Source organism: Solibacillus sp. FSL K6-1554 (genome assembly GCF_038005185.1).
GTDB classification, from domain to species: Bacteria; Bacillota; Bacilli; order Bacillales_A; family Planococcaceae; genus Solibacillus; species Solibacillus silvestris.
Genome location: NZ_JBBOSS010000001.1, coordinates 3,503,206 through 3,528,180 on the forward strand (window position 1 = coordinate 3,503,206; position 24,975 = coordinate 3,528,180).

The window sequence follows — 24,975 nt, forward strand, 5'->3', positions numbered from 1 at the left end:
CGCAAAAGCATTTCTTGTGGGAAGAAAAGTAAAGAACCCTATTAATAATGTTTTTTGGTAAAAACATTATTAAAATTAATTTACTTTATTTCTTTTAAAAACTTTTACATAGTCAATTTCATAAATGGCCGGAAAACCCGTAGTATGATCCGGAGATCCAGGCCAATTCCCGCCAATAGCAGTATTTAAGTATAAATACATATTCTCATTAGGAATATACATAGTGGATTTAAATCTTTCAATACCATCAATAAACCACGAAATTGAATCTGGCGCCCATTCAATACTAAAGGTATGGAATTCTTTAGAGAAGTCTTCACCTGTATAGGAGGAAAAATCACTCTTTAACTTCCCATTTTCACCTAGCCAATGTGAAACCATCCAGATTTCATTGGGTTGGTGACCTAACATTTCCATAATATCTATTTCCGGCAACCAAGTATTTTCCTTATCTGTTATCAACCAAAAGGCGGGGAATATCCCTTGACCAGTTGGTAATTTAGCCCTCATTTCAGCTTTTCCATACAATAAGTCAAATTTCCCTTTTGTGTGAACTGCACCAGAGGTATATTTCTTCCCTTTATACCTTTCATTTTTACTTATTAACTTTAAGACACCGTCTTCAACCTTGACGTTATTAGAAGTGTAATGTTGTAGTTCATTATTTTTCTCGGCTGCGAAATCTTCTATATTCCAATTGTTTATATTTATACAATTGTCCTCAAATTCATCTTGCCAAATCAATACCCAATCATCATGATTTGAAGTAATTTGTTTTTTTGGTTCATTATTAGGGATATTAAATGTAGGAGTTTCTTTTAAACAACTTTTATTATCGTTCGGTAATAATATTGTTTCTTCAGATTTTTGAATACCTTGCTCAATTAGAGGTTTAAGTATTTTATCCTCGGTATCATTAAAAATAAATTTAAGTAGGGTGAGGAACATTACCAAAGAAAGTACTGTTAAGAAAAAAAATTTATAAAGTCTCTTCATTAATTCTCTTCACTCCCCAATTAAGATATTCTACTTAAATAAATAATATGCCAAAACACCTACACTTTAGAAATAATTATTTTAATTAAAAAGGTTTCGTATATCTTTTGAAGCAATATATAAGGATTAGTGGAACAAGAAGTTAATAATCTAATAAATTATTGGAGTTAATTAATAACCTGGTGCATAAATGCAGTTTCCAGAAACTTCGTACTTTTTAATATGAATTATTTTAGAAGACCCCCCACTGCTTTACTTTTCATGTAAAATAGTAATCGCCAGGAGGTATTAATATGAAGAATTTTCTATTTGTAGTAATCACTTTTATTATTTCTTATTGGGCGATTTCATCTTTTGCAGGCCTCATCTTTCAAAGCAATGATGAAAATTCAGCAACTTCAGCAAGCTCACTTCAAGCTGCTGTTACATTTGGTGGTGTAAACTATTTAAATGTGTTCATCTACATAATTTTAGCAATGATTTTTACCGCAATAGTCTTCTTTTCAGTAAAAAGCAGACGTTCCAAGTAAGAGAACGTCTGCTTTTTTATATAGCTATTTTTTTCGATTTGCCAAAAAAGAGTATGACCACTGCAACTGTCAGCAGCATGACCGAAATAACAAATAAAAATCCGCTACTCGGGAAAACTTCCAAATATAAACCGCCTAAAAGCGGACCAGTTAAACTGCCTAAACTGAAGAATATACCACAAAGCAAGTTCCCTGTCGGCAGCAGCTCTTTCGGAGTCAAATCGGTCATATATGTAATACCGAGTGAGAACATCGAACCGACACACATTCCTGCACAAAAAAAGACAGCAGCTACAAACAGTTCCGAATGCTCAAAGAAATTGCCTATTAAGAAAAATATGCTTCCGGCAAAGAGCCCTGAAACAATGACTTTATGGCGACCCATTTTATCACCTAATGCACCAAGCGGAAATTGCATAACAATCGCTCCGATCGAAAAGCCAGCCAAAATAATGGATACAAATGCTACGTCAAAATCTTTTCGTAAAGCATACACCGGAAATAAAGCATTCAGTGACGATTCTAAAAAGCCATAAACAAACGGCGGCAAAAAGGCAATCCATCCGTATTTTATAGCTAGACTATAACGTTTGATACCTGATTCATTTGCATCTCCTGCCAACGCTTCCGGCTTTTCATTTTTCACGAAAAAGATTAACGACCATGCTAATAAACATAATGCCGACGAAATAATAAACGGAAAGCTTTCCGATATTTTAATTAGCGGGACAAACAATGGGCCAACAGCAAAGCCTACTCCAAAAGATATGCCGTATATTGACATGCTCTTACCGAGTTTATGTGTAGCTGTAGTTGATGTAATCCAAGTCTGTGTTGAAAAATGCAGTGCATGATCACCGATGCCAATTAACAGCCGGAGTATAAACCAAAACATGACACTTTTCCAAAATGGAAATAAAAACAGTGACATGAAAACGAGTGCCCCACCAAATAGGATAATAGGTTTATACCCATATTTGCGTAATGGCTGCTCGATAAACGGCGAGATTAATAATGTTCCTATGTATAAACCTGTGGCATTCAAACCATTGAGCGTTGAGGATACGCCATCCCCTTCAAAAATCACCGAAATCAGAGGTAAAAGCATTCCTTGCGAAAATCCTGAAATTGATACAATAATAACTAAAATCGTAAACCTGCGCTGTTCATAACTCATTTCAATTTTCTCCCTTAGTTCATACAATTCATCGTATCACAGCTTTTAGGAGAAATAAAAGTAAACTCAAAAACCCCAGCTAACTTTATCTCTAAAAGTTAACCGGGGTTTTAAATATCACTATATTCCATTTCTGCGTTGCGTAAACAGTCGTATCGGCGAATAGCCGTAAATGTTTAAACTTCCTCCTTTTCTTGAGTTTGTCTATACATGTTTTTTCCGACCATCTCCTTCGTATTTAAGTATGAATTTACTTTATCATAACACTTCATTAATGTAAATATTCAAAATTAACAGAATGTTAAAATAATTAACAAGTACTATACAATTTCCTATTTTTTAAAGTTAATTTAATAGGTTAGTCCGATATATACTATAAGTTGTTGTTTAACTTTTAGAAAATAGCGTAGTATAATATTAATAAGTCAATACAAAAGGAGCATCATACATTATGAAGCCAATTACAAACAAAGAACAGCAAGTAACATATTTAAAAGAACGCCTGGAAATTTTCCTTGAAGTGCTTGATGCAATCGATCCTGAAACGACGGAAATTGAAGATATTGATCGCTTAATTCAAATGATGGATGATTTAGAAGAAAAAATGGATCAATTCCAATCCCGCGAAGATAAATAGAGAATTCAGCAATACCTGTACACTGGGTATTGCTTTTTTCATTCTTTTGACTAGTTCTGCTATTATTCGCCGTTTTTTCTTTTAATCTGACAAACATTCATGTAAGCGCTCTTTTTTTTCCACATTAAAAGAGTTATAATGTAAGATGGTTTATTAAGAAAGACATAACATTCATTTCTTCGTGAAAGTTTTGTTCTAACTTATATTAATTTTATTGATCAAAATACACATATTTTTCTGGGGGGAAAAATAAGATGGCATACTTAGAAACTTTAGAAAAAAGTCTTTATTCTTTAGTAACTGAAACATCTACTAACTTACCAAAAGACGTTCGTCGTGCTATTAAAGCTGCAAAAGAAGCAGAAAATGCTGGTACACGTGCAGCGATGTCTTTAGACACAATCACTACAAATATTGTAATGGCAGAAGATAATGTATCTCCAATTTGTCAAGATACGGGTCTACCAACATTTAAAGTATATACTCCAGTTGGCGTAAACCAAATCGAAATTAAAAAAGCAATCCACACTGCAATTGCTGCAGCTACTGGTGATGCAAAATTACGCCCGAATTCAGTTGATTCATTGACTGGTAAAAACTCTGGAACAAACATTGGCGCTGGACTTCCAGTAGTAAAGTTTGAGCAATGGGAAAATGACTATATTACAGTGAAGCTTATTTTAAAAGGCGGCGGCTGTGAAAACAAAAATATCCAATATTCTTTACCTACAGAATTAGAAGGTTTAGGCCGCGCTGGTCGTGACTTAGACGGTATCCGTAAATGTATTTTACATTCTGTATGGCAAGCACAAGGACAAGGCTGTTCTGCTGGTTTCATCGGTGTTGGTATTGGTGGTGACCGCTCTTCAGGTTATGATCTTGCAAAAGAGCAATTATTCCGTCATGTTGATGATGTGAATCCAATTGAAGACTTAGCAAAACTAGAACAGTATATTGTAGAAAAATCAAATACATTCGGTGTTGGTACAATGGGCTTCGGCGGTGAAGCAACATTACTAGGTTGTAAAATTGGTGTAATGGACCGTTTACCAGCTTCATTCTTCGTATCTGTAGCTTACAACTGTTGGGCTTACCGTCGTATGGCAATCGATATCGATCCGGCGACTGGCGAAATCACAAACTGGCACTACCAAGAAGGTGAAAAAATCACTTTCCGTGATGAAGAAAAACAAGAAAACTCGGACAACAAAGTAGTTGAATTGGTTGCACCGATTACTGAAGAAAAAATTCGTTCACTTAAAGTTGGGGACGTAGTAAAAATTTCTGGCCGTATGTACACAGGTCGTGACGCAATCCACCACCACTTAATCGGTGAAGGTGTAGAAGCGCCAGTAGATTTAGATGGTCAAATTATTTACCACTGTGGTCCGGTAATGGCGAAAGACGAAGCAGGCAACTGGGTCGTAAAAGCTGCTGGTCCAACAACTTCAATTCGTGAGGAGCCATACCAAGGCGACATCATGAAAAAATTCGGTATCCGTGCTGTTATGGGTAAAGGCGGTATGGGACCAAAAACTCTTAAAGCTTTAGAAGAACACGGTGGCGTTTACTTAAATGCAATCGGCGGTGCAGCTCAGTACTACGCAGACTGCATTAAGTCAGTTGACGGTGTAGACTTAATGGAATTCGGAATTCCAGAAGCAATGTGGCACTTAACTGTAAAAGACTTTACTGCAGTAGTAACGATGGACTCTCATGGTAACTCATTACATGCTGATGTAGAGAAATCTTCTTTAGATAAACTAGCATTGCATGCAGAGCGTGTATTCTAATAGTTATGAAAAACGACTTCTTCCTAAATGGTTGAAGTCGTTTTTTATTTCCGTATTTTAAATTACATATAATTCTAACTATTCTTTTTATTGGTATGCTATACTATTTTATTATATAAGGTATAGGTGGTGTTATATGCTCTATATTAAGATATTGATTAATGCATTATTTATAGCTGCCCAAATACACGTGAGTACTAAATATCAGTATAGACGCAGCTTTCTTGTTGCCCTTTCGTATACAATTTATGTGATTATTATTCTCCCTTACGTAACCCTTGAATATATATACCTATATCTTTCATTAATGCTTTGGCTATTTTTCAGCGCATGCTTTTTTATGCGAGATCGATTGTTTGGTTAAAAAAAGCAGCACAGAATTTGTCTGTGCTGCTTTACTTTTTCATGTTATTGAACTAATTGTGTATCGGCTGGTTCATTATAGACTGTTGTATCGAGCTCTTTTGTTGCACGGCTTGATACGACACCTGAAACCATTGACCCGCTTACATTAAGCGCTGTACGACCCATGTCGATTAAAGGTTCTACCGAAATTAAAACACCTGCTAACGCAATCGGTAAATCCATTGCAGATAAGACGATAATGGCTGCGAATGTCGCACCACCACCTACACCTGCCACACCAAATGAACTAATCGCCACAATTAAAATTAATGTTGCGATAAAGCCAGGTGTTAACGGATCAATACCCACTGTCGGTGCAATCATTACGGCCAACATTGCCGGATAAACACCCGCACAACCATTTTGCCCGATTGAAAGACCAAATGAAGCAGCAAAGTTGGCAATGCCATCCGGAACACCAAGACGCTTTGTCTGCGTTTGAATATTTAACGGTAATGCTCCTGCACTTGAACGTGAAGTAAATGCAAATAGCAGTACTTCAGCTGTTTTTTTCAAATAAGTTAATGGACTTAAACCTGTTAATGCCACAATGATTAAATGCAGAATGAACATAGCGATCAATGCAACATAAGAAGCTAGGATGAATTTACCTAAATCCATAATCGCCCCTAAATCACTCGTTGCAACGGTACGTGCCATAATGGCAGCTACACCATATGGAGTTAAACGTAAAATAATTCGTACAACACCCATGATTAAACCGTAGAGTGCATCGACACCTTTTTTAACATTTGCCGCCGTTTCTTCTTCTTTTCGACGGAGTGTTAAATAACTAAATCCTAAAAATGCTGCGAAAATTACAACCCCAATTGTTGATGTTGCACGAGATCCTGTTAAATCCGCAAATGGATTTGCAGGAAACATTGATAAAATCTGTTCAGGTAAAGGTGTCACTTCTGCCGAACGTTCAACCAATGATTCACCGCGTGCAATTTCAGCCTCACCTTGCATAATTTGAGATGCATCTAAGTCAAATAACACTGTTGATGCAATACCTAAACCAGCTGCAACAGCAGTTGTACTGATTAAAACTGATAAAATAACCGCTGCTGACTTACCTAAGTTTTTACCAAATGTCACTTTTGTAAATGCAGCTAATATCGAAATGAATACTAAAGGCATTGCAATCATCTGCAGTAACTTTACATAGCCTGTTCCGACGATGTTGTACCATGGCACAGTTTCATTAATGGCATCCGACCCTACCCCATATGCAAATTGTAATCCTACCCCAAGTATAATACCTAAACCTAAGGCGATAAAAACACGATTTGAAAACTTAACATGCTTCGTTTTAAGGAAATATAAAAAAGCAATGACAATAAGCAGCAAAGCAATATTAAGCAATACGTAGAAATTCAAAGTATACTCCTCCAATTTTATAAATGTACTTCATTATATTACTCTATAATCCTTATAAGTCAAGTAGGCATTATTTTTTTTAATTCTCTATTGTATGTTATTTACAAAATAAATGACCTATATTATAATTATTATAAATAAGAAATAATTCTAATCTAATTGAAATTCATTATCAGTCCTTATCAATAGTAATAATCATTATCAAGGAGGTATTTATGATTAATTCTAATCGAGAAAACTTATCATTAAATGAGAAAATCTTAGAACACAAAGAATTAATTGCAGCTTTAGTATCCGGCTTTATCATTTTGCTCGCGTGGCGAATGGAGTCAACAGAGCAAACGACAGCCGCTGTAATCGCATATTTAACAGCATTCTTTATCGGTGGATATGCAAAAGCAAAAGAAGGTATTGAAGATACAATAGAAAGCAAGTCTTTAAATGTAGAAATTTTAATGATTATTGCTGCCATTGGTTCTGCCATTATCGGTTACTGGATGGAAGGTGCTATATTAATCTTTATATTTGCCTTAAGCGGCGCACTTGAAACATATGCAATGAATAAAAACAATCGTGAAATCTCTTCATTAATGGACCTGCAGCCAGAGGAAGCATGGCTTGTACGAGGCGGATTTGAACCGATTAAAGTTTCCGTAAAAGATTTGAAGGTAAACGATCATATATTAGTAAAACCAGGTGAACGTATACCGGCAGATGGCGAAATTTATAAAGGTATTTCAACAGTTGATGAGGCAGCGATTACCGGTGAATCAATGCCTATTACGAAAAAAGCAGGTAATGAAGTTTTTGCCGGTACAGTAAATTTAAACAGTGTGTTAACTATAAAAGTAACAAAGCCGAGTTCCGAAACATTGTTCCAAAAAATCATTACACTTGTTCAATCTGCACAAAGCGAAAAATCACCTTCCCAACAGTTTATTGAACGCTTTGAAAGTGTGTATGTAAAAGCAGTATTATTGGCCGTAGCACTCATGATGTTTTTACCGCACTATTTATTAGACTGGGATTGGACGACAACTCTTTACCGCGCAATGGTATTACTTGTTGTTGCTTCTCCTTGTGCATTAGTTGCTTCTATTATGCCGGCTACCCTTTCAGCGATTTCCAATGGTGCGAGAAACGGGATACTTGTTAAAGGCGGTGTGCATTTAGAAAATTTAAGCTCGATCCGCGTATTGGCAGTAGATAAGACTGGTACATTAACACAAGGGACACCTGTTGTGACAGATTTTATTGTTCGTGATGATTTAGACAAACAGCAGACGTTAGCTTTAATAGCAGGGATTGAAGGACAGTCAAACCATCCCCTTGCACAGGCGATTAACGCATTCGCAAAAGAGCAGGGTGTCATCAACGAGCAAAATATTACCATAGAAGATATTCCTGGTTACGGAATGAAAGCGCAGTTTAATGAACAATCCTATATAATCGGAAAACCTGACTTTGTTGGAGCAAAATTGGCAAAACAATTTGCTGATGGAGCGCTCGAACAATTAGCGAATGAAGGTAAAACAGTTGTATTTCTTAAAGATCACCAAGGCATTGCAGCACTTATCGCTCTTAAAGATGTCGTTCGGGAAGAGGCAAAAAAGGCGGTAGCTGCACTGCAAGAGCTAGGTATTAATGTAGCCATGCTGACTGGTGACAATGAAACAACCGCAAAAGCAATTGCAAAAGAAGCTGGTGTTTCGACTTATGTGGCGGAGTGCTTGCCGGAAACGAAGGTCGAGCATATTAAGCAATACAAAAAAACATCCGGCCATGTCGGCATGGTTGGTGACGGTATCAATGATGCCCCTGCCCTTGCTACTGCCTCCGTCGGTATTGCAATGGGTGGCGGTACAGATGTCGCACTAGAGACAGCGGATGTAATATTAATGAAAAACGACTTATCTAAAATTGCCCATGCCGTTAAGCTTTCGCGAAAAATGCAGCGTATCGTGAAACAGAACATTATTTTTTCATTAACGGTTATTGCTCTGCTGATCATTTCGAACTTCTTCCAAGCAATCAGCCTTCCTCTAGGCGTTATTGGTCATGAAGGCAGTACAATTTTAGTTATTTTAAATGGATTACGTATGCTAAGTAAAAATGTTTAGTCCAATAATAAAGGTGCATCCCAACAACAGGATGCACCTTTTGCTTTCTCTATTAAACTAGTACAAACCATAATGCCATTGTGAAGATAATTGTCGTTAAACCCATCAGCAATGTTGCCATCGTTTGCGCTTTATATGCATCCGTAACTTTCATTCCGCTGTATTGAGTAATTACCCAGAAGAAACTATCGTTTACATGACTAACTGTCATAGATCCCGCACCAATTGCCATAACGACTAATGCTAACGGCACTGCCCCTTCGATTCCTAAAGTCGGTAGCATCGGTGCGATTAAAGAAGATGTAATAACTAATGCTGCAGTTGATGAACCTTGCGCTGTTTTTAGAGCAGCGGCAATTAAAAACGGAATTAATAAAAATAATGCGCCTGTTGCTAATGCACCTAAATCCATTTCCTGAAGTTTATCACCGACTCCTGTATTTTTAATAACCGTACCAAATGCGCCACCAGCACCTGTGATTAATAAAATTGGCGCTGCTTCTTTTAAAGCTTCACCGATCCAGTTTGATAATGTTTCTTCACTCAGTTCAGGCAATAGTAAAAATGCAGCAAATACCCCTAGTATTAGTGCGACTGTCGGTGAACCGAGGAATCTGAAGAATGTATTAACTCCTGCTTCCGGGTCACCTACTAATGCAGCGACAGAACCTGCCCCGATCAATACAATCGGCAATACAATCGGTAAGAATGACTTGAATGTAGAAGGCATTTTACCAAACGACTTAATAATTTCATCGTAATCCAATGCCGGCTCATCATCTGCCTCAACCCGAATTTTCGATGCTACTTTCGTCGCCCAAATATAGCCTACGATTGTTGCTGGAATAGCAATGATTAATCCTATTAAAATGATTGTGCCTAAATAATCTGCTGCACCAATATTTCCAGCAGCCGCAATCGGTCCTGGTGTAGGCGGTACGAGTACGTGAGTTGCATATAAACCCGTAGCTAAAGCAACTGCCATTGAAGCAATTGTTACGCCTGCGCGTTTAGCCAGCGCTTTCTTTAAACTCGTTAAAATGATATAGCCTGAATCGCAAAATACCGGAATGGATACAATGTAGCCAATGATCGACATTGCTAATTGCGGTCGTTTTGGTCCAATTACCCGCAATACGACTTCAGCCATACGATATGCAGCGCCGGATTTTTCTAATATAATTCCAATAATCGTACCTGCTACGATGACGATACCAATGCTCGTCATCAGCCCTCCAAACCCTGTGTTAATACTTTCTACAACTGTTAACAAAGGCATACCCGCTGCAATACCAACAAAGAATGAACTAATTAATAATGCAAGAAAAGGATGCAGCTTTAGTTTTGCCGTTGCAAAGACAATGAACAACACACCAATCAGAATAATTAGAAACAACATTTCTCCCCACTCCTTATATTAATCTTTTTATTAAATCCGTAACCTTTTGTTCCAAATAATAACTTGGATTATTTAATGATTGCTCCGCCGAAATATCATTACCGACAATACTTTCAACTTGATGAAAATAGGTTTTTAGAATACTGGAATTTTCAATCATTCCCGAAATTAAAATTGTTGGCACACCTTTTTCTTTTGCCAGCTTAGCAACCCCTATTGGCGCTTTTCCGGAAAGTGTTTGCTCATCCGATTTCCCTTCACCTGTAATGACAAAATCCGCTTTTTCCAGGTGATTTGTAAATTGCACTGCTTCCAGCACAATATCTACACCAGGCTTAAACTGGTGCGGAAAAAAGGCCATAAACGCCGAGCCAATTCCACCAGCCGCACCTGCACCTGCACGATGACGGACTTTTACGTTTTGCTGTGATTCGATAATAGTAATATAATGATTTAAATTTTGATCAAATATATTAATATCATGCGGCTCTACCCCTTTTTGCGGCCCAAATACAGCTGTAGCACCATTCGAACCTATTAACGGGTTATCTACATCACAGGCAATCATAAATGTACTTTCAGAAATTCGTGAATCAAAATTAGACAAATCGATATTTTTAAGTGCATTAAATTGGTATACGTCGTTTAAAATTTCATTACCATCTTTGTCTATGAATTTCATTCCAAGTGCCCTTAGCATTCCCTGGCCACCATCATTTGTAGCGCTTCCTCCTATACCGATAATAAAGTGACGATAACCAGTATCCATTGCATGTTGTATTAATTGACCTGTTCCGTATGTTGTTGCAAAACGGGGGTTTTTTTCTTCTTCATTTATAAGTGTTAACCCTGACGCCTGGGCCATTTCTATCACACAAGTTTTCCCATCGCCCAGTACTCCATATTTTGCTTCAATCCGCTTCCCTAAAGGATTTTGAACCGACGCTGTCAAATACTTTCCTTTTGTAGCTTTGACTAATGCATCAAGGGTTCCTTCGCCGCCATCTGCAATCGGTAAACAAATTGTTTCAATCTTATTGTCCACCTTTTTAATTGCTTCCTTTATCACTGATGTAACCTCTCCGGAAGACAATGTCCCTTTAAAGGAATCCGGACTTATAATAATCTTCATTTGATTCCTCCCTCACATGAATAAAGCGCTTACAAAAATTATAGTAGTAATATTCTGAATTTACTTTATACTTGTTGTATAATTTTTTATTAATTATTACTTTATTTTTATACGAGGTGTATAAATTGTTAACAATAAGACTGGCAAATGAAATTGTAGAACAAACAATGCTGCGGTTAAAGCGTAATGTAAATGTAATGAGCATTGACGGTATTATATTAGCTTCCGGTGATAAGGAGCGGGTGGAAAAGTTTCATGAAGGCGCGAAGTTTGTAGCAGAATCGAAGAAAACGCTCATAATATCAGACGACAATATTCATGATTTCCCGCAAACAAAGCACGGGATAAATTTGCCGATCTTTTTTCAGGAGGAAATCGTTTGTATTATTGGAATTACCGGTGTGGTCGATGAGGAACTGCTAAATATTTCTTCATTAGTTCAGTTAACAGCAGAGGTATTAGTCCATCAGGCTCTTATTGAATCTAAAAGCGAATGGCAGCGGAAAATGAGTGTACATATTTTTGAGGAACTAATTAGTGGCACTTCTATAAATCGGTTTGTAAAAGAACGGATAAATAAACTGGCCATACCCTTTATTGCCCCCTATTGCATCATATTATTAAAGGCCGAACAAAAGACTGGTTCCCATCGGACACTTATACAATATATCGATGATTTCTTTTATAACAAACCCGTTATCTTTGGACATTTTCAGCTAGATGAATACTTTATTTTAACTACAGAGTTGAATCAAACATTTTTAACAAAAATAGTGGAAGCATTTAATACTTATATAAAAAGCAAATTCAGTATTAAAATTGCTGTCGGTGAACATGTTGAAAATCTTGAACGGTTACCGCATTCCTATAAAACAGCGCAGTTAGCTTTAAAGCATCACCATACCGTCTCGAAAGTAATCTACCATCAGGAAGTTGAAGTATTCACCTTATTTAATACAGAGGTAGCCCATCACTACAGTATAAAAACATTGAACCAACTGGATGATAAATTAATTGCTACATTGCAATGCTTTTTTAATAATAATAAGTCAGCTTCAGCGACTGCCGACGAATTGGAAATACACCGACATACGTTAGCTTACCGGCTTTCTCAAATTAGAGAGCATACCTATTTAAATCCTACTGAGTTTCATGATGCATTAAAACTGCAAATCGCACTATGGCATCGTGAAGGATTAAACCAATAAAAAAGTGCCATTTCCATAAAACGAAATGGCACCTTTCTGTATATGATTCCAATTAAAAAATAGGGGATTTAGCTTGCTTTTTACTTTCTTTAGCAAGCTGCCTTTTTTGGAATGATGCATTAAGCAAGCCGCCTAATATGATGATCATTCCTGTGAAATATAGCCAAAGCATTAAAATAATGACCCCGCCGATACTGCCGTATGTTGAACTGTAATTGCCGAAATTATTAATATAGAATGAGAATCCGTACGTTAATACAAGCCAGCCCAAAGTCGCAAAAACAGCACCCGGAATCACACTGAACATCGTTAACCGAGGATCTGTATTCGGGACAATCCAATACATGACTGATATTACGATGAAAATAAGTGTTGGCGGCGTAATCCAGCGCACAAAGGTCCAAACGTTTGCGAATGACTCCTCTACACCTAAATAGCCGAATACGATATTGCCGATCTGCTGACCAAAAACCGGGAATACAAGTGCTATTAAAATAACTGCAACTAATGCAATTGTAAAAACAAGTGACCATAAACGGTTTAAAAATCCTGCTCTGCCTTCTACATCATAGGCACGGTTTAATGATTTCATCAGTGCATCTACACCTCTAGAGGCAGACCATAGTGTACCAATAATACCGATTGAAAGTAAACCGCCGTTTTGATTGTTCAGAACATCTGTTAATGTCGTTTCGATCAGTCCATATACTTCTTCAGGCATAACATCACTTAAAAAATCGAATATTTGCCCTTGTTCCAAATTTAAGTAAGGTAAAAGCGTTACCATAAAAATAAGCATAGGGAAAAATGATAACAGGAAAAAATAGGCCAACTGTGCCCCCATGCCTGACATGTCCACATTTTTAGTTCGATAAATTAAATCTTGGATAAACCCTTTTGTCGTCAGTATATCTATTTGGCTACGATCCGGTGAAACATATGATTTAACTAGCGAAATCTTTTCTTTTAGTTCTCCCTTTTCTTCCATGCTGCCACCACCTGTTCACATTATGTTGATTCAGTGGATATCATGGACATCCGATTACCCGATTTGTTCATCCTTTTTTGAGAAAGCCTGAATCGTTTCTGAAACCATACTTTGAATTGTAGCAGGTAACTCTTTAATATCATTTTCATTTTGCATAATTGATTGGACACCATTATTTACTGTCCCATACAAAGATTGTGCTTGTTCCATCTTAGTTTCTACCAACGCCACTAATTCATCACGATTTTCAGCATAGTATGCTACTGTATCTTTTGCTTTCTTTGCTGTTTCTACAGTATGCTCACGTGTTTGTTTATCCAACATACTAATTGCTGCACCTGTTACTGCTCCAATTGCTATAAAAGGTAATAGTTTACTTTTCATTAGTTTTCTCCTCCTACTATATGCTTTCGTATTCCCCTAATACTTTTTCATAAAACTTATCTATATGTATTTTAACGAATATCCAATATTATTAAAAGTATTCAGTCAACTTTATCCTGTTGACAAGTTGATGGTTGCATGAAATGATATTTTTGTAAACATTGAAAGGTAGGGGCAAAAATTATGGACTTATCCAACCCGTCGCAACAGAATGTCATCTATATGATCGAGCAAATTAAAGAAAAACTTCGTATGGTAAATGTTGATGCTATGCAGTCTTCTGCATTTGATGAAGAAAAATACGAAGATCTACAATATTTATACGAAATGGTTATGAAACGTGATTCATTTAGCCCAAGTGAAATGAATGCCATCGTAGCTGAACTAGGCGCCCTTCGTAAATAACATCAATCGCATAGTGAAAAAGAAGCTCATCGATTAATTCGACAAGCTTCTTTTTTTATTCCCTATTCCCCAGGAAATATTAATTATTTATTTAATTCGACAGCAATTTTTGCACCTACACGGGCATTATGTTTAACAAGGGCAATATTGGCATCCAGTGATTTACCTTCTGTCAGCTCTTTCACTTTACCTAATAAGAATGGCGTTACATTTTTGCCTGCGATGCCTTGTTCTTTCGCTTCATTTAATGCATTGTCAATAATTCCGTCAATAACACTTGATTCCATAGCATCTTCTACTGGGATCGGATTTGCGATCAATGCACCGCCACGTAAACCTAAATCCCACTTAGCACGTAGAATTGCAGCAGTTTCTTCTGCAGAATCAACGCGGATATTTACATCGAATTCACTTTCACGTGCATAGAATGCAGGCAATTTATCTGTTCCGTAACCAATTACCGGTACACCTTTAGTTTCAAGGTATTCCAATGTTAAGCCGATGTCTAAAATTGATTTGGCACCTGCACATACTACAGCCACATTTGTCATTGCCAGCTCTTCCAAGTCTGCAGAAATATCCATTGTAGTTTCAGCGCCACGGTGAACCCCACCAATACCGCCTGTTACGAATAGTTCAATACCAGCAAGCTCAGCACAAATCATTGTTGCCGCTACAGTAGTTGCACCGATTTTCTTTGTTGCAAGTAAATAGCCAATATCACGACGGCTTGTTTTTGCTACACCTTGAGCATTACCGAACATTTCTAATTCTTCATCAGATAGACCGATTTTAATTTTCCCATCGATTAATGCGATTGTTGCCGGTACTGCACCGCCATCACGAATAATTTGTTCTACTTCACGAGCTGTTTGTACATTTTGAGGATATGGCATACCGTGTGAAATAATTGTTGATTCCAACGCTACGATTGGTAAGCCTTTCTCTTTAGCTTCTAATACCTCTTGTGAATATGATAAATATTGTTTCATTATAAATTCCTCCATTCAATTAAGTTATCTTTTGTTAAATCTTCACGTACTGTTTTATCCGATTGCAATGTTTTCGATGCATTTACCAACCCGAGCTGGATTGCTTCTTCAAGCTCTTCATCGTTTAATACACCATGTAAAAATGCACTAACAAAAGCATCTCCGGCACCTGTAACATCTACTATATTTCTAGTTGCAATGGCTTTGTAGTGTACTATATTACCTTCGTTCCCCACCATTACTCCATGTTCGCCAAGAGTGAGCACAACATGCTCCGCTCCTTTTTGCAACAACATGTAAACAGCCTTTTCATATTGGCTATATGTTTCCAGCTTCACATTTAAATAGCTTTCCGCTTCATCTCGATTGCAAATAAAGTAACGGATACCGTGCAGATCCTGCGACATATTTTTCATCTTAGGTGAAGAAACAGGGATAACCGCCAATGCGATATTACGCTCTATTGCGAAATTCCTAATATATTCTACTGTTTCTAACGGGCTGTTTAAGTCAATGACAATACAGCTGGCATTTTGTAGTATCGCTTCGTGCTTTTTTAAAATACTCGGCAACAACTGATCATAAATCGCCATATTTGCCATCGATATTACCAGTTCACCCATATTATCAAGTACTGCTGTATAAGAACCTGTATTATAATCGTTTAATTTCTCTACTAAATCCACATTCATCATACTCTTACAATTTTGTTCAATAAATGCACTATCATGATCTTCACCCATTACAGTAATTAAGGAAACACGGTTGCCTAACCGCCCTAAGTTTTCAGCGATATTGCGGGCAACACCGCCTACCGATTCTGTAACAGAAGCAGGATTGGAAGTCCCTAATTGGACATTTTGCTCAATAGTGAATTTACGATCGATATTGGCACCACCAATTGCAATGATTTGATTTTTCTCTGGCAAAACATAGGCACGTCCTAAAATTTCCCCTCGTTTTATAAGCGAAGAGATTATATTAGCAAGCGCTGGCCTGGACATTCCCAGTTGTTCTGCCATTTCCTGTTGTGATAAGTAGGGATTCTTCTTTATTAATTGGAAAATCAATTTTTCCTTTTCATTCAACTTTATCACCTCTAATCAAACATTTGTTTATAATTATAAACTTTTGTTTACGTAATGTCAAATTAATATTAAATTTTTCGTCTTGCGTAGTATGGAAGTACTTTCTTCTTTTATGAGCTGTGACATAATAAAAAAGCTGTTTGGAAAGTTTCCCTTCCAAACAGCTTTCTTGCTATTCTACTATTACATCGCCATTTTCTGCTATACGTGGCTGTACGAGCACCTCAACACGGCGGTTTTTAGCTCTGCCTTCTTTAGTATCATTCGTAGCTATCGGCTGGAATTCTCCGAAACCTTTTACACTGAAGTATTTGGAATCAAGTTGTTCATTTCCCGAAACGATTTCTTTCATGAAGTTTACTGCACGCATTACAGACAGATCCCAGTTGGAATCGAATTCAGGTGTCTTAATCGGTACATTATCTGTATGACCAGTAATGACAATATTACGCGGTGGATCAAACATTAATAATTGAGCAAGCTCGTCAGCAATTGTTGCATATTCCGCTTTCACATCTGCTCGTCCCATATCGAATAAAATACTGTCCCGGATGGTAATTAATAATCCCTCTTCTGTCATTTTCGTTTCAAACTGGTCTTCCAGCTCATTAATCGCAATAAACTCGTCCACACGGTTTTGCGTTTCATGTAGGCGTTGCTGATCTTCCATATATTTAGAGATACCTGTTGGTGTAGAGTTATCCGGTGTTTGTATGATAGATGAGTTGTCCATTACACCTGTGCCACCGGTAAAAATATTATTAAATACTGCAGACATTTGCTCCAATTTTTTCTCATCCACTGAGCTTGATGCAAAAAGTACAATAAATAATGCTAGTAATAACGTTAATATATCTGCATAAGGTACTAACCAGGACTCGTCAATATGTTCCTCATGCTTTTTATGTCTTTTACGCTTCTTTGCCAAGGCCACCCGCCCCGCTTTCGGTAATTTGCTTACGTTCTTCCATTGTTAAATATGAAGCCAGCTTTTGCTCGATTACACGAGGTGCTTCACCTTCAAGTACGGATAAAATCCCTTCAATCATCATTAGCTTTTGCTTAACTTCTACAGCGGATTTACGTTTTAACTTGTTTGCAAAAGGATGCCATAATACGTACCCAGTAAAGATACCTAATAATGTCGCAACAAAGGCCGCTGAAATGGCGTGTCCTAATTTATCAATATCAGACATATCTTTTAATGCAGCAATAAGGCCTACTACAGCACCTAATACCCCAAGTGTCGGTGCATAAGTACCTGCTTGTGAAAAAATGCCTGCTCCACTTGCATGGCGGTCTTCCAGCGCTTCAACTTCCTCTGTTAAAACATCGCGAATATAGTCTGCGTTTTGTCCATCAATCGCTAATGTCAGTCCATTTTTTAAAAATGGATCTTCAATTTCAGCTGCTTTGCTTTCTAATGCCAATAGCCCTTCACGACGAGCTAAATCTGCCCATTGTGAAAACATTTTGATCAAGTCGATATCACTCGCGAGTTTTGTTTCTGAAAATAAAATTTTAAAAAGCTTTGGAATTCTTTTTAATTCCTTCATTGGGAAAGCGATTGTAACTGCAGCAATCGTACCAAAAATAATAATTAAAATAGCAGCAGGGTTTATTAACACTTCCGGTGTAACGCCCTTTAAAAACATCCCGAATAACAGGGCGATAAAGGCGATGATAACCCCAACAACTGATGAAATATCCATATGTAGTACCTCCAAATTACGATGTCTTTTCTTATTTCGGTATATTTAAATTTTTATTAACTTCCTTTACACTAGTTATAAGAAGATTTTTTTATTTTTGACACATTATTGTTCTTTTCTGAGCTGGAATATGAGTAATAATAGGTTAAGAATTAACTAATTTTTAAGATAATTATTGGAGGAATGAATCAATGAATTCAACGTTCAAAGCACAACTAACGAAATACGCAGAACTAGCAGTAAAAATCGGTGTCAATATTCAGCCAAATCAATATTTGTATATTGCAGCCTCTATCGAATCGGCACCCTTTGTACAAGTAGTGACAAAAATCGCTTATGAAATTGGAGCCAAACAAGTATTTGTAGATTATACAGATGATCAAATTACACGTACTCGATATGAGTTGGCACCGGCGGATTCTTTCGATTTCTTCCCGCCTTGGAAAGTACAGGAACGTGAATGGCTTGCTGAAGAAGGTGCGGCATTTATGAGCATCGTATCCCAAAGCCCCGATTTACTGTCTGGCATTGATTCAAAACGTATTGCATCATTCCAAAAGGCTTCTGGCACTGCATTGAACAAATATCGTCAATATGTTCAGTCAGATAAAATTAGCTGGACGGTCATTGCAGCTCCATCTAAACAATGGGCTCGTAAAGTATTTCCTGAATTGCCGGAAGAAAAGCAAGTAGAGGCATTATGGGATGCCATCTTTAAAGCAACACGTGCGGATTTGGATAACCCGGTAGAAGCATGGGCACAGCATAATGACAACTTGCATGAAAAAGTTGATTACTTAAACAATAAAAACTATGCAAAATTACACTATACAGCTCCAGGGACGGACTTGACGATCGAGCTTCCTAAAGGACATTTATGGTGCGGGGCAGGCAGTATTAACGAAAAAGGCGAAGAGTTCATGGCAAATATGCCGACAGAAGAAGTTTTCACAGTACCACATAAAGATGGTGTTAACGGGTATGTATCTAGTACAAAGCCATTAAGCTATGGTGGTAATATTATCGATAACTTTAAACTTACATTTGAAAACGGTCGTATCGTTCAAGTAGAGGCAGCACAAGGTGAAGAAGTATTAAAAAATCTTGTTGCTACAGACGAGGGATCACATTATTTAGGAGAAGTGGCGCTTGTTCCATTCCATTCTCCAATTTCACAGTCGAATATTTTGTTTTACAATACACTATTCGATGAAAATGCATCAAATCACTTGGCAATTGGCAGCGCCTACGCATTTTGTATCGAAGGCGGCAAGTCAATGTCGTCTGATGAATTAAAAGCTCAGGGTTTAAATGAGAGCATTACACATGTCGACTTCATGATTGGCTCTGAACAGATGAATATTGATGGTGTTACAGCTGATGGGCAAAGCGAGCCAGTTTTCCGTAATGGGAACTGGGCATTTTAACCGCTGTTTCACTTCCGGCTTTACCGATAAATAAAATTTCAAGATGTCGCCATATTTACAGTTTTTTCTACATTAACTAACTAAATTACCCTACAATGTTCCAATTTAATAGGGTATAATTGGTTAATGATTGTTATTACTAAATAGAGAGGAGTTTTTATAATGTTTGATCACCATTATCCGTTCTTATCTGACTACTATACGTTAGTGTTAGGGTTTACGGTTATACTTCTTGTATTCTTATTTATGTTTATTATGTACTTACGTATTGGTTTACAATCACACGACTCTGTTATAGTAGATTCAAAGGCAAATACATTTGCGCCAAACGAAAAATCATTGGATGGTCACCATCATCATTAAATTTTTTTACAACCACTCTATTGAGTGGTTGTTTTTTTGATATTAATACATCACTTCTTCTTTATTTATTTTATTTTTAACTTTGTTAGTGCGCATTTGTTTGAATTATCTAAAAAATATTTTAAAATAAAACAAGAATCGAAAGGGGTTTGAAGAACAATGTCTGCATTGCAAACGATTTTAGAATTTAACGAAAAATTCGTAGAAGAAAAACAATATGAACAATATGCCACAACGAAGTTTCCAGATAAGAAAATTGTAGTTTTATCTTGTATGGATACACGTTTAGTAGAATTACTACCTAAAGCTATGAACTTGCGCAATGGGGATGTCAAAGTTGTAAAAAGTGCAGGGGCAATCGTAAATCACCCATTCGGCGGGATTATGCGCAGTTTACTTGTAGCCGTTTATGAATTACAGGCAGATGAAGTATATATTATCGGCCACTATGACTGTGGAATGAGTGCAGTTGATCCGAACGTAATGATCGGCCATATGCTTGAACGCGGGGTTAAACAGGAAACGATTGATGTCATCAATTATGCCCGTTTTGATTTAAAAGAATGGTTACGCGGTTTTGGGGATGTTAAAACAAGTGTATTAAAAAGTGTGGACTTAGTCAGAACACATCCATTAATGCCAAAAGGCGTTCCAGTACATGGTCTTATCATCGATCCTGCAACAGGAAAACTTGATTTAGTAACAGACGGCTCAGTTGAACAAAAATAGATAATAAGTAATTAGCGACAGCGCTCAATATAATGAGCACTGCCGCTATTTTTTATAATGTGGCCCCTTTATATTCCCGCTGTAAAATGGCGTACATATAATGATCCACCCATTTTCCGTTTATATACAATAGCTCTCGTAATAACCCTTCTCTTGTAAAGCCCGACTTTTCCAATACACGAATAGAAGCAGAATTTTGCGGCGCGACATATGCCTCAATCCGGTGAATATTTAACGTAATAAAAGCGAATTCCATTATTAGACGTACTGCTTCAGTGACAATTCCTCTACCTGTAAACTTCTCATCCATCGAATAGCCGATAAAACCGCTTGAATAAGGTAAACGTTTAATCGAATAGAGAGAAATATGCCCGATTAACTGACCTGTTGCATTATAAAAAATGCCGAATGAAAATTCCCTGTTTGACTGCAGTAAATGTATGCTTTCTAAAATTTTATTGTACTGTACTTGTTCTGTATAAAATTCATCGTGATGTAATGGCTCAAATTCGGACCAATACATTTTATTGTCATTTAATAATTTTGCCAATCCTTTCGCATCCGACGGGGTAAACGTACGAAGCGAACATTGTTGCCCAATAAGTTGAACCATTGGACCCTCCTTCTTGTGAAATAGCTTGAATAAGCTTTTCATTGAACCACCTACATTTCATTTCAAAGCTTGCTACCTTTTTTTCAACTTTTTCTTTTTTGATTTTACAGGCTTTGGTATTATATCTATAAATTCCGATTTTTCTTTATGTGCAGTTGTTTTATTACCGCTTTCGAAAATGTTCGTTAGCTTTAATCCGCGCTTTGTAACTTCTTTTTCTATATGGGTAACTACTTCTTTTAGTACTTGAACACGTGCATAGTTTTTGTCGTTCCCCGGAATTAAGTGCCAAGGAGCGTTTTCCGAATCAGTTTTTTCAAACATTTCATCGGCTGCCTCACAATATAAATCAAATTTATCACGGTTCCGCCAATCTTCAGCCGTCAATTTCCATGATTTATATGGATCAGCTGCTCTTTCATTAAAACGTTTAAGCTGTTCATCCGAATCGATATGAATCCAAAACTTTATCATTATATAATCTTCATCTGTCAATTGCTTCTCAAAACTATTTATTTCTTCATAAGCACGCTTCCATTCTGCTTCTTCAGCAAAACCCTCTATACGCTCCACCAGCACCCGACCATACCAAGAGCGATCAAAAATCGCAATCTGGCCATGCTGCGGCAACTTTCTCCAAAAGCGTTGCATATAATGATAGCGCATCTCATGGGGCTGTGGGGCAGAAATTGGCCATACCATTAACCCACGCGGATCGATACGCTCTGTTAAACGCTTAATCGCTCCCCCTTTTCCTGCTGCATCCATTCCTTCAAATGCAATAATAAGGCCAATTTTATTATTAAATAAAAATTGCTGGGCATTTAGCATTTCATATTGCAAAGCTTTCAATTGCTTCTTATAGATTTCCTTCTCCAGTTTTTGCGATAAATCCACATCTTGTAGCTTTTTCAAATAGTGCTGCCTCCCCTATTCCATTTATTATGTATATTTTACTCGAAAGTGTATGGAATTGGTAATTGTTGCGGTTATTTATTTGAATCATTTGATTATTTTATGTTGGCATCCTGTTTTAATAGAACAAAAAAACGCGGGCGCACTTATATATGCACCCACGGTTATAATTTAGTCTTCCAATGTTGTTAAAATAATTGGTTTATCTTTTGTTACAATAATCGAGTGTTCGATCTGGGCAACTAATGATTTATCCGGTGTAATAAATGTCCAGCCGTCACCTGATTCTACGATGTGCTCAGCCTTCGCCGAAATGAACGGCTCTACCGCCAACACCATGCCTTCTTTCATGATTGTCGTATCCCAAGCATCGTAATAGTTCAAGACATGGTTTGGTTCTTCGTGTAATGATTTACCTAAGCCGTGTCCTGTTAAGTTCATAATTACCGTCAACCCGTGATCACGTGCTTCACGCTCTACTGCTTTACCGATCTGATTTAATTTCGAACCTGCTTTAACCTTTGTCATCGCACGGTCAAATGCTGATTTTGCTACAGAGCAAAGTTTTTCTTTATCTTCATAACCTTCACCAACAACAAAAGAAATACCTGTATCTGCAAAGTATCCGTTTAAAGAGCCCGAAACATCAATGTTTACGATATCGCCGTCCTGAATAACCTTGTTCCCTGGAATGCCATGTGCAACTTCGTGATTTACTGAAATGCATGTATATCCCGGAAAATCGTATTCGTCTTTAGGACCAGAAACCGCGCCTGCTTCCGCAAACATACGGCCTGCAATTTCATCTAATTCTTTCGTTGTCACGCCAGGTACTGTCGCAGCTTTCATTGCCTCGCGAATTTCAGCACAAATGCGTCCAATTTTTTTAAACGCTTCTATTTCTTCTTGTGTAGTAACAATCATGTGTAACTTCCTTCCTCTTAAACAATGTCTACCCTTAACTATAGCATACTTAATATCGGTTGTAATTGTTCAAGGATTTTAAAATTATTTGGATTTATGATCAAATTAATACGACATTGTACAATAGAAATTAGAAAAAGCTTGCATCGGGAAAATAATCCCTTGCTGCAAGCTTTGAGTTTTCCATTCATTATGGTGTTTGTGCTTTTTGGAGTAAACGGGGTGCAGATGTGAATAATATAACTGCAATAACCGCTGTAATTATTGTTGCAGGTACCATATAAGTACTGTTATAAATTATTGAGTAGATCCACACATTATCATCGCCTGCGTACTCTTTAAAGAACACGACACCTGCAAGCAAGTGCGAAACAAATCTTAAAGCTCCGCCTATTAGAGCTCCTATTACGATATAAATTGCCATTTTTACTTTATTGAGTGATTGTGTTGCCTGTAATAATGGCTTTCTTACAATTGCCGCTAACCCTACTACTGTAAAGGCAAGACCGTAATCTAAAATCGCCTGAAGCCAGTGTACTATGTAAGCGCCGAACATCATTTGCATAACGCCGATCAGCAAGCCAGTTGCAAGTCCTGCTGTTAGCCCCCAACGAATGGCCATTAACATAATCGGTACCATAACAAAGCTGATTGACCCGCCCTGTGCCCACATTTTAAAAGATACTTGGTCCAATACAAGTCCGATGGCAGCAAATATCGCTATCTCCACCATCATCAATAATTTTTTTCTGTCCATAACAATTCCCCTTTCTTTTATCCGATGTAACAAAAGTGAAGAGGGATAGAATGGAACTTTTACTTCTTCTAGGTATTTAGAAAAAGCAAAAAACGATAATCAGGACAAAAGCCTGACTATCGTTTGAACAGTCGGATTCTATCCACATCCCTACGCAAGTGCTAACTTACAGGTTCAAAGAGTCAGTGCAATCCCGTGCACAATCTCAGCCGACTTTCTCGGCACCCCTTGTGGTACATCTAAATTTTTATTGTTTGAACATGCTCATTGTAACGAATATTTCTACAACTTTCAACAGCTATTATTTTGAAACGTACTAGAATTACATATAATAGATACGAAGGAGTGATAAATGATGGATCAATCGAAAGGTTTAAGTGCATTAAGCTATTTGAGCTTTTATTTTGCACCGTTTATTTTACCGGTAATTATATTTATCGTTACGAAAGATCAAGCCGTTAAAGGCCATTCTAAAAAAGCTTTTATTTCTCAACTTATTCCAATACTGTTAGGGATTTTGTACATGATTTACTTTTTCACTTCCGTTCTTTCCTGGAATAATACTTTGACAGTGAGCGTGCAGGATTTCTTTATTAGTTCACATTTTATCGGATTTATTCTTTTAGTCCTTATTACGTTTATTCTGGCGATTTGGAATCTAGTCCAAGCGATTAAAGTTTTACGTTAATGTTTATGATAGCTCCTTCTTTGGGTATATTTTTTATACGAAATGTATTCGTTAAGGAGTGTATATCATGAAATTAAATAAACTCATTAAAACCGCAATTAAATATGGACCGATCGTGTACCCGATCATTAAAAAAATGATGGATAAAAAATCTGCACCCCAACCAGCAACTACACGACGAACGCCAAAACGTTAACGCAGAAAAACACA

Annotated in this window: 26 protein-coding genes and 1 riboswitch; of the genes, 11 read left to right on the forward strand and 15 right to left on the reverse strand. The window is 37.1% G+C overall.

Translation table 11 applies throughout. The features are described 5' to 3' along the window. Window positions 1-75: 75 nt before the first annotated feature. Entirely contained in the window at window positions 76-996 is a 921-nt protein-coding gene (locus MHB58_RS17510) for a glycoside hydrolase family 16 protein (protein WP_014822705.1), read from the reverse strand. A 293-nt stretch (window positions 997-1,289) separates the two neighbouring features. On the opposite strand from MHB58_RS17510, the gene MHB58_RS17515 reads away from it, so the two are divergent. Further along, entirely contained in the window at window positions 1,290-1,526 is a 237-nt protein-coding gene (locus MHB58_RS17515; RefSeq protein ID WP_014822704.1) for a carboxypeptidase, read from the forward strand. 16 nt (window positions 1,527-1,542) lie between these two features. Here MHB58_RS17515 and MHB58_RS17520 read toward each other — a convergent pair whose 3' ends face one another. Next, entirely contained in the window at window positions 1,543-2,703 is a 1,161-nt protein-coding gene (locus MHB58_RS17520; RefSeq protein ID WP_014822703.1) for an MFS transporter, read from the reverse strand. A gap of 451 nt (window positions 2,704-3,154) precedes the next feature. Between MHB58_RS17520 and MHB58_RS17525 the strand changes: the two genes are divergently transcribed. Both MHB58_RS17525 and MHB58_RS17530 read left to right on the forward strand, forming a co-directional pair. Beyond that, complete coding sequence (locus MHB58_RS17525) at window positions 3,155-3,340, forward strand: SE1561 family protein (protein ID WP_008405711.1); 186 nt, start codon at window positions 3,155-3,157, stop codon at window positions 3,338-3,340. A 254-nt stretch (window positions 3,341-3,594) separates the two neighbouring features. Then, window positions 3,595-5,133 carry a fumarate hydratase gene (locus MHB58_RS17530; RefSeq protein WP_014822702.1) on the forward strand — a complete coding sequence of 513 codons (1,539 nt, stop codon included), beginning with the start codon at window positions 3,595-3,597 and terminating at the stop codon, window positions 5,131-5,133. A 408-nt stretch (window positions 5,134-5,541) separates the two neighbouring features. On the opposite strand, the gene MHB58_RS17535 is transcribed toward MHB58_RS17530, so the two are convergent. Beyond that, window positions 5,542-6,921 (reverse strand): L-cystine transporter, encoded by a 1,380-nt coding sequence (locus tag MHB58_RS17535; protein WP_008405708.1) that lies wholly within the window; start codon window positions 6,919-6,921, stop codon window positions 5,542-5,544. Window positions 6,922-7,136: 215 nt separating this feature from the next. Between MHB58_RS17535 and MHB58_RS17540 the strand changes: the two genes are divergently transcribed. Beyond that, window positions 7,137-9,041, forward strand: a complete 1,905-nt coding sequence (locus tag MHB58_RS17540) for a heavy metal translocating P-type ATPase (RefSeq protein ID WP_340735728.1) — start codon at window positions 7,137-7,139, stop codon at window positions 9,039-9,041. 52 nt (window positions 9,042-9,093) lie between these two features. Here the strand turns inward: MHB58_RS17540 and MHB58_RS17545 are convergent, their stop codons facing one another. After that, window positions 9,094-10,440, reverse strand: coding sequence for a GntP family permease (locus MHB58_RS17545; protein ID WP_340735729.1), 1,347 nt, complete (start codon window positions 10,438-10,440; stop codon window positions 9,094-9,096). A gap of 13 nt (window positions 10,441-10,453) precedes the next feature. Beyond that, entirely contained in the window at window positions 10,454-11,572 is a 1,119-nt protein-coding gene (locus tag MHB58_RS17550; RefSeq protein WP_340735730.1) for a glycerate kinase, read from the reverse strand. A gap of 116 nt (window positions 11,573-11,688) precedes the next feature. Between MHB58_RS17550 and MHB58_RS17555 the strand changes: the two genes are divergently transcribed. Then, complete coding sequence (locus MHB58_RS17555; protein WP_340735914.1) at window positions 11,689-12,780, forward strand: CdaR family transcriptional regulator; 1,092 nt, start codon at window positions 11,689-11,691, stop codon at window positions 12,778-12,780. A gap of 52 nt (window positions 12,781-12,832) precedes the next feature. On the opposite strand, the gene MHB58_RS17560 is transcribed toward MHB58_RS17555, so the two are convergent. Together MHB58_RS17560 and MHB58_RS17565 are read right to left on the reverse strand one after the other, a co-directional pair. Beyond that, complete coding sequence (locus tag MHB58_RS17560) at window positions 12,833-13,768, reverse strand: YihY/virulence factor BrkB family protein (RefSeq protein ID WP_014822697.1); 936 nt, start codon at window positions 13,766-13,768, stop codon at window positions 12,833-12,835. Window positions 13,769-13,822: 54 nt separating this feature from the next. Next, complete coding sequence (locus tag MHB58_RS17565) at window positions 13,823-14,152, reverse strand: hypothetical protein (RefSeq protein ID WP_008405697.1); 330 nt, start codon at window positions 14,150-14,152, stop codon at window positions 13,823-13,825. Between the two features lie 183 nt (window positions 14,153-14,335). On the opposite strand from MHB58_RS17565, the gene MHB58_RS17570 reads away from it, so the two are divergent. Then, complete coding sequence (locus MHB58_RS17570) at window positions 14,336-14,557, forward strand: DUF1128 domain-containing protein (protein WP_008405695.1); 222 nt, start codon at window positions 14,336-14,338, stop codon at window positions 14,555-14,557. A gap of 83 nt (window positions 14,558-14,640) precedes the next feature. Here the strand turns inward: MHB58_RS17570 and MHB58_RS17575 are convergent, their stop codons facing one another. From MHB58_RS17575 to motA, 4 genes are all read right to left on the reverse strand, one after another. Continuing rightward, a complete protein-coding gene (locus tag MHB58_RS17575; RefSeq protein ID WP_008405693.1) occupies window positions 14,641-15,549 on the reverse strand; it encodes a pseudouridine-5'-phosphate glycosidase in 909 nt (302 codons plus the stop codon). Then, the gene (locus MHB58_RS17580; RefSeq protein WP_340735731.1) at window positions 15,549-16,637 is read right to left on the reverse strand and encodes a carbohydrate kinase; all 1,089 of its coding nucleotides are present in this window, start codon (window positions 16,635-16,637) and stop codon (window positions 15,549-15,551) included. The genes MHB58_RS17575 and MHB58_RS17580 overlap by 1 nt, the downstream gene beginning before the upstream one ends. Before the next feature lie 172 nt (window positions 16,638-16,809). Further along, complete coding sequence (gene motB / locus MHB58_RS17585) at window positions 16,810-17,565, reverse strand: flagellar motor protein MotB (RefSeq protein ID WP_065217582.1); 756 nt, start codon at window positions 17,563-17,565, stop codon at window positions 16,810-16,812. Further along, window positions 17,549-18,349, reverse strand: a complete 801-nt coding sequence (gene motA, locus MHB58_RS17590) for a flagellar motor stator protein MotA (RefSeq protein WP_008405688.1) — start codon at window positions 18,347-18,349, stop codon at window positions 17,549-17,551. Before motA ends, motB begins: the two co-directional genes overlap by 17 nt. Window positions 18,350-18,540: 191 nt before the next feature. On the opposite strand from motA, the gene MHB58_RS17595 reads away from it, so the two are divergent. The 3 genes from MHB58_RS17595 (at window position 18,541) to MHB58_RS17605 (ending at window position 20,868) form a co-directional block, all read left to right on the forward strand. Then, entirely contained in the window at window positions 18,541-19,776 is a 1,236-nt protein-coding gene (locus tag MHB58_RS17595; protein WP_340735732.1) for an aminopeptidase, read from the forward strand. A 162-nt stretch (window positions 19,777-19,938) separates the two neighbouring features. After that, window positions 19,939-20,139, forward strand: coding sequence for a hypothetical protein (locus MHB58_RS17600; protein ID WP_008405685.1), 201 nt, complete (start codon window positions 19,939-19,941; stop codon window positions 20,137-20,139). A 159-nt stretch (window positions 20,140-20,298) separates the two neighbouring features. Then, window positions 20,299-20,868: a beta-class carbonic anhydrase gene (locus MHB58_RS17605; RefSeq protein WP_014822691.1), complete on the forward strand. Its 570-nt coding sequence runs from the start codon at window positions 20,299-20,301 to the stop codon at window positions 20,866-20,868. A 52-nt stretch (window positions 20,869-20,920) separates the two neighbouring features. Here the strand turns inward: MHB58_RS17605 and MHB58_RS17610 are convergent, their stop codons facing one another. The 4 genes from MHB58_RS17610 to thiT all read right to left on the reverse strand — a co-directional run bounded on the left by MHB58_RS17610 (window position 20,921) and on the right by thiT (window position 24,077). Continuing rightward, on the reverse strand, window positions 20,921-21,481 hold the full coding sequence (locus MHB58_RS17610; RefSeq protein WP_008405680.1) for a GNAT family N-acetyltransferase: 561 nt from the start codon (window positions 21,479-21,481) through the stop codon (window positions 20,921-20,923). Between the two features lie 72 nt (window positions 21,482-21,553). Beyond that, complete coding sequence (locus MHB58_RS17615; protein WP_340735733.1) at window positions 21,554-22,396, reverse strand: polyphosphate kinase 2 family protein; 843 nt, start codon at window positions 22,394-22,396, stop codon at window positions 21,554-21,556. Between the two features lie 171 nt (window positions 22,397-22,567). Then, the gene (gene map / locus MHB58_RS17620; RefSeq protein ID WP_340735734.1) at window positions 22,568-23,320 is read right to left on the reverse strand and encodes a type I methionyl aminopeptidase; all 753 of its coding nucleotides are present in this window, start codon (window positions 23,318-23,320) and stop codon (window positions 22,568-22,570) included. Window positions 23,321-23,510: 190 nt separating this feature from the next. After that, a complete protein-coding gene (gene thiT, locus MHB58_RS17625; protein ID WP_014822689.1) occupies window positions 23,511-24,077 on the reverse strand; it encodes an energy-coupled thiamine transporter ThiT in 567 nt (188 codons plus the stop codon). Window positions 24,078-24,207: 130 nt separating this feature from the next. Beyond that, a riboswitch (TPP riboswitch) is annotated at window positions 24,208-24,316 on the reverse strand. A 116-nt stretch (window positions 24,317-24,432) separates the two neighbouring features. Between thiT and MHB58_RS17630 the strand changes: the two genes are divergently transcribed. After that, a complete protein-coding gene (locus MHB58_RS17630; RefSeq protein WP_014822688.1) occupies window positions 24,433-24,765 on the forward strand; it encodes a DUF4870 domain-containing protein in 333 nt (110 codons plus the stop codon). A 67-nt stretch (window positions 24,766-24,832) separates the two neighbouring features. Beyond that, on the forward strand, window positions 24,833-24,961 hold the full coding sequence (locus tag MHB58_RS17635) for a hypothetical protein (protein WP_008405671.1): 129 nt from the start codon (window positions 24,833-24,835) through the stop codon (window positions 24,959-24,961). Window positions 24,962-24,975 lie beyond the last annotated feature (14 nt).

Coding starts and splice junctions, on each gene's coding strand:
- MHB58_RS17610 (WP_008405680.1), bottom strand. CDS start 21,481: ATGGTTCAACTTATTGGGCAACAATGTTCGCTTCGTACGTTTACCCCG.
- MHB58_RS17635 (WP_008405671.1), top strand. CDS start 24,833: ATGAAATTAAATAAACTCATTAAAACCGCAATTAAATATGGACCGATC.
- MHB58_RS17515 (WP_014822704.1), top strand. CDS start 1,290: ATGAAGAATTTTCTATTTGTAGTAATCACTTTTATTATTTCTTATTGG.
- thiT (WP_014822689.1), bottom strand. CDS start 24,077: ATGGACAGAAAAAAATTATTGATGATGGTGGAGATAGCGATATTTGCT.
- MHB58_RS17570 (WP_008405695.1), top strand. CDS start 14,336: ATGGACTTATCCAACCCGTCGCAACAGAATGTCATCTATATGATCGAG.
- MHB58_RS17605 (WP_014822691.1), top strand. CDS start 20,299: ATGTCTGCATTGCAAACGATTTTAGAATTTAACGAAAAATTCGTAGAA.
- MHB58_RS17525 (WP_008405711.1), top strand. CDS start 3,155: ATGAAGCCAATTACAAACAAAGAACAGCAAGTAACATATTTAAAAGAA.
- MHB58_RS17565 (WP_008405697.1), bottom strand. CDS start 14,152: ATGAAAAGTAAACTATTACCTTTTATAGCAATTGGAGCAGTAACAGGT.
- MHB58_RS17540 (WP_340735728.1), top strand. CDS start 7,137: ATGATTAATTCTAATCGAGAAAACTTATCATTAAATGAGAAAATCTTA.
- MHB58_RS17545 (WP_340735729.1), bottom strand. CDS start 10,440: ATGTTGTTTCTAATTATTCTGATTGGTGTGTTGTTCATTGTCTTTGCA.
- MHB58_RS17530 (WP_014822702.1), top strand. CDS start 3,595: ATGGCATACTTAGAAACTTTAGAAAAAAGTCTTTATTCTTTAGTAACT.
- MHB58_RS17550 (WP_340735730.1), bottom strand. CDS start 11,572: ATGAAGATTATTATAAGTCCGGATTCCTTTAAAGGGACATTGTCTTCC.
- motA (WP_008405688.1), bottom strand. CDS start 18,349: ATGGATATTTCATCAGTTGTTGGGGTTATCATCGCCTTTATCGCCCTG.
- MHB58_RS17595 (WP_340735732.1), top strand. CDS start 18,541: ATGAATTCAACGTTCAAAGCACAACTAACGAAATACGCAGAACTAGCA.
- MHB58_RS17510 (WP_014822705.1), bottom strand. CDS start 996: ATGAAGAGACTTTATAAATTTTTTTTCTTAACAGTACTTTCTTTGGTA.
- MHB58_RS17600 (WP_008405685.1), top strand. CDS start 19,939: ATGTTTGATCACCATTATCCGTTCTTATCTGACTACTATACGTTAGTG.
- MHB58_RS17575 (WP_008405693.1), bottom strand. CDS start 15,549: ATGAAACAATATTTATCATATTCACAAGAGGTATTAGAAGCTAAAGAG.
- MHB58_RS17520 (WP_014822703.1), bottom strand. CDS start 2,703: ATGAGTTATGAACAGCGCAGGTTTACGATTTTAGTTATTATTGTATCA.
- MHB58_RS17560 (WP_014822697.1), bottom strand. CDS start 13,768: ATGGAAGAAAAGGGAGAACTAAAAGAAAAGATTTCGCTAGTTAAATCA.
- MHB58_RS17630 (WP_014822688.1), top strand. CDS start 24,433: ATGGATCAATCGAAAGGTTTAAGTGCATTAAGCTATTTGAGCTTTTAT.
- map (WP_340735734.1), bottom strand. CDS start 23,320: ATGATTGTTACTACACAAGAAGAAATAGAAGCGTTTAAAAAAATTGGA.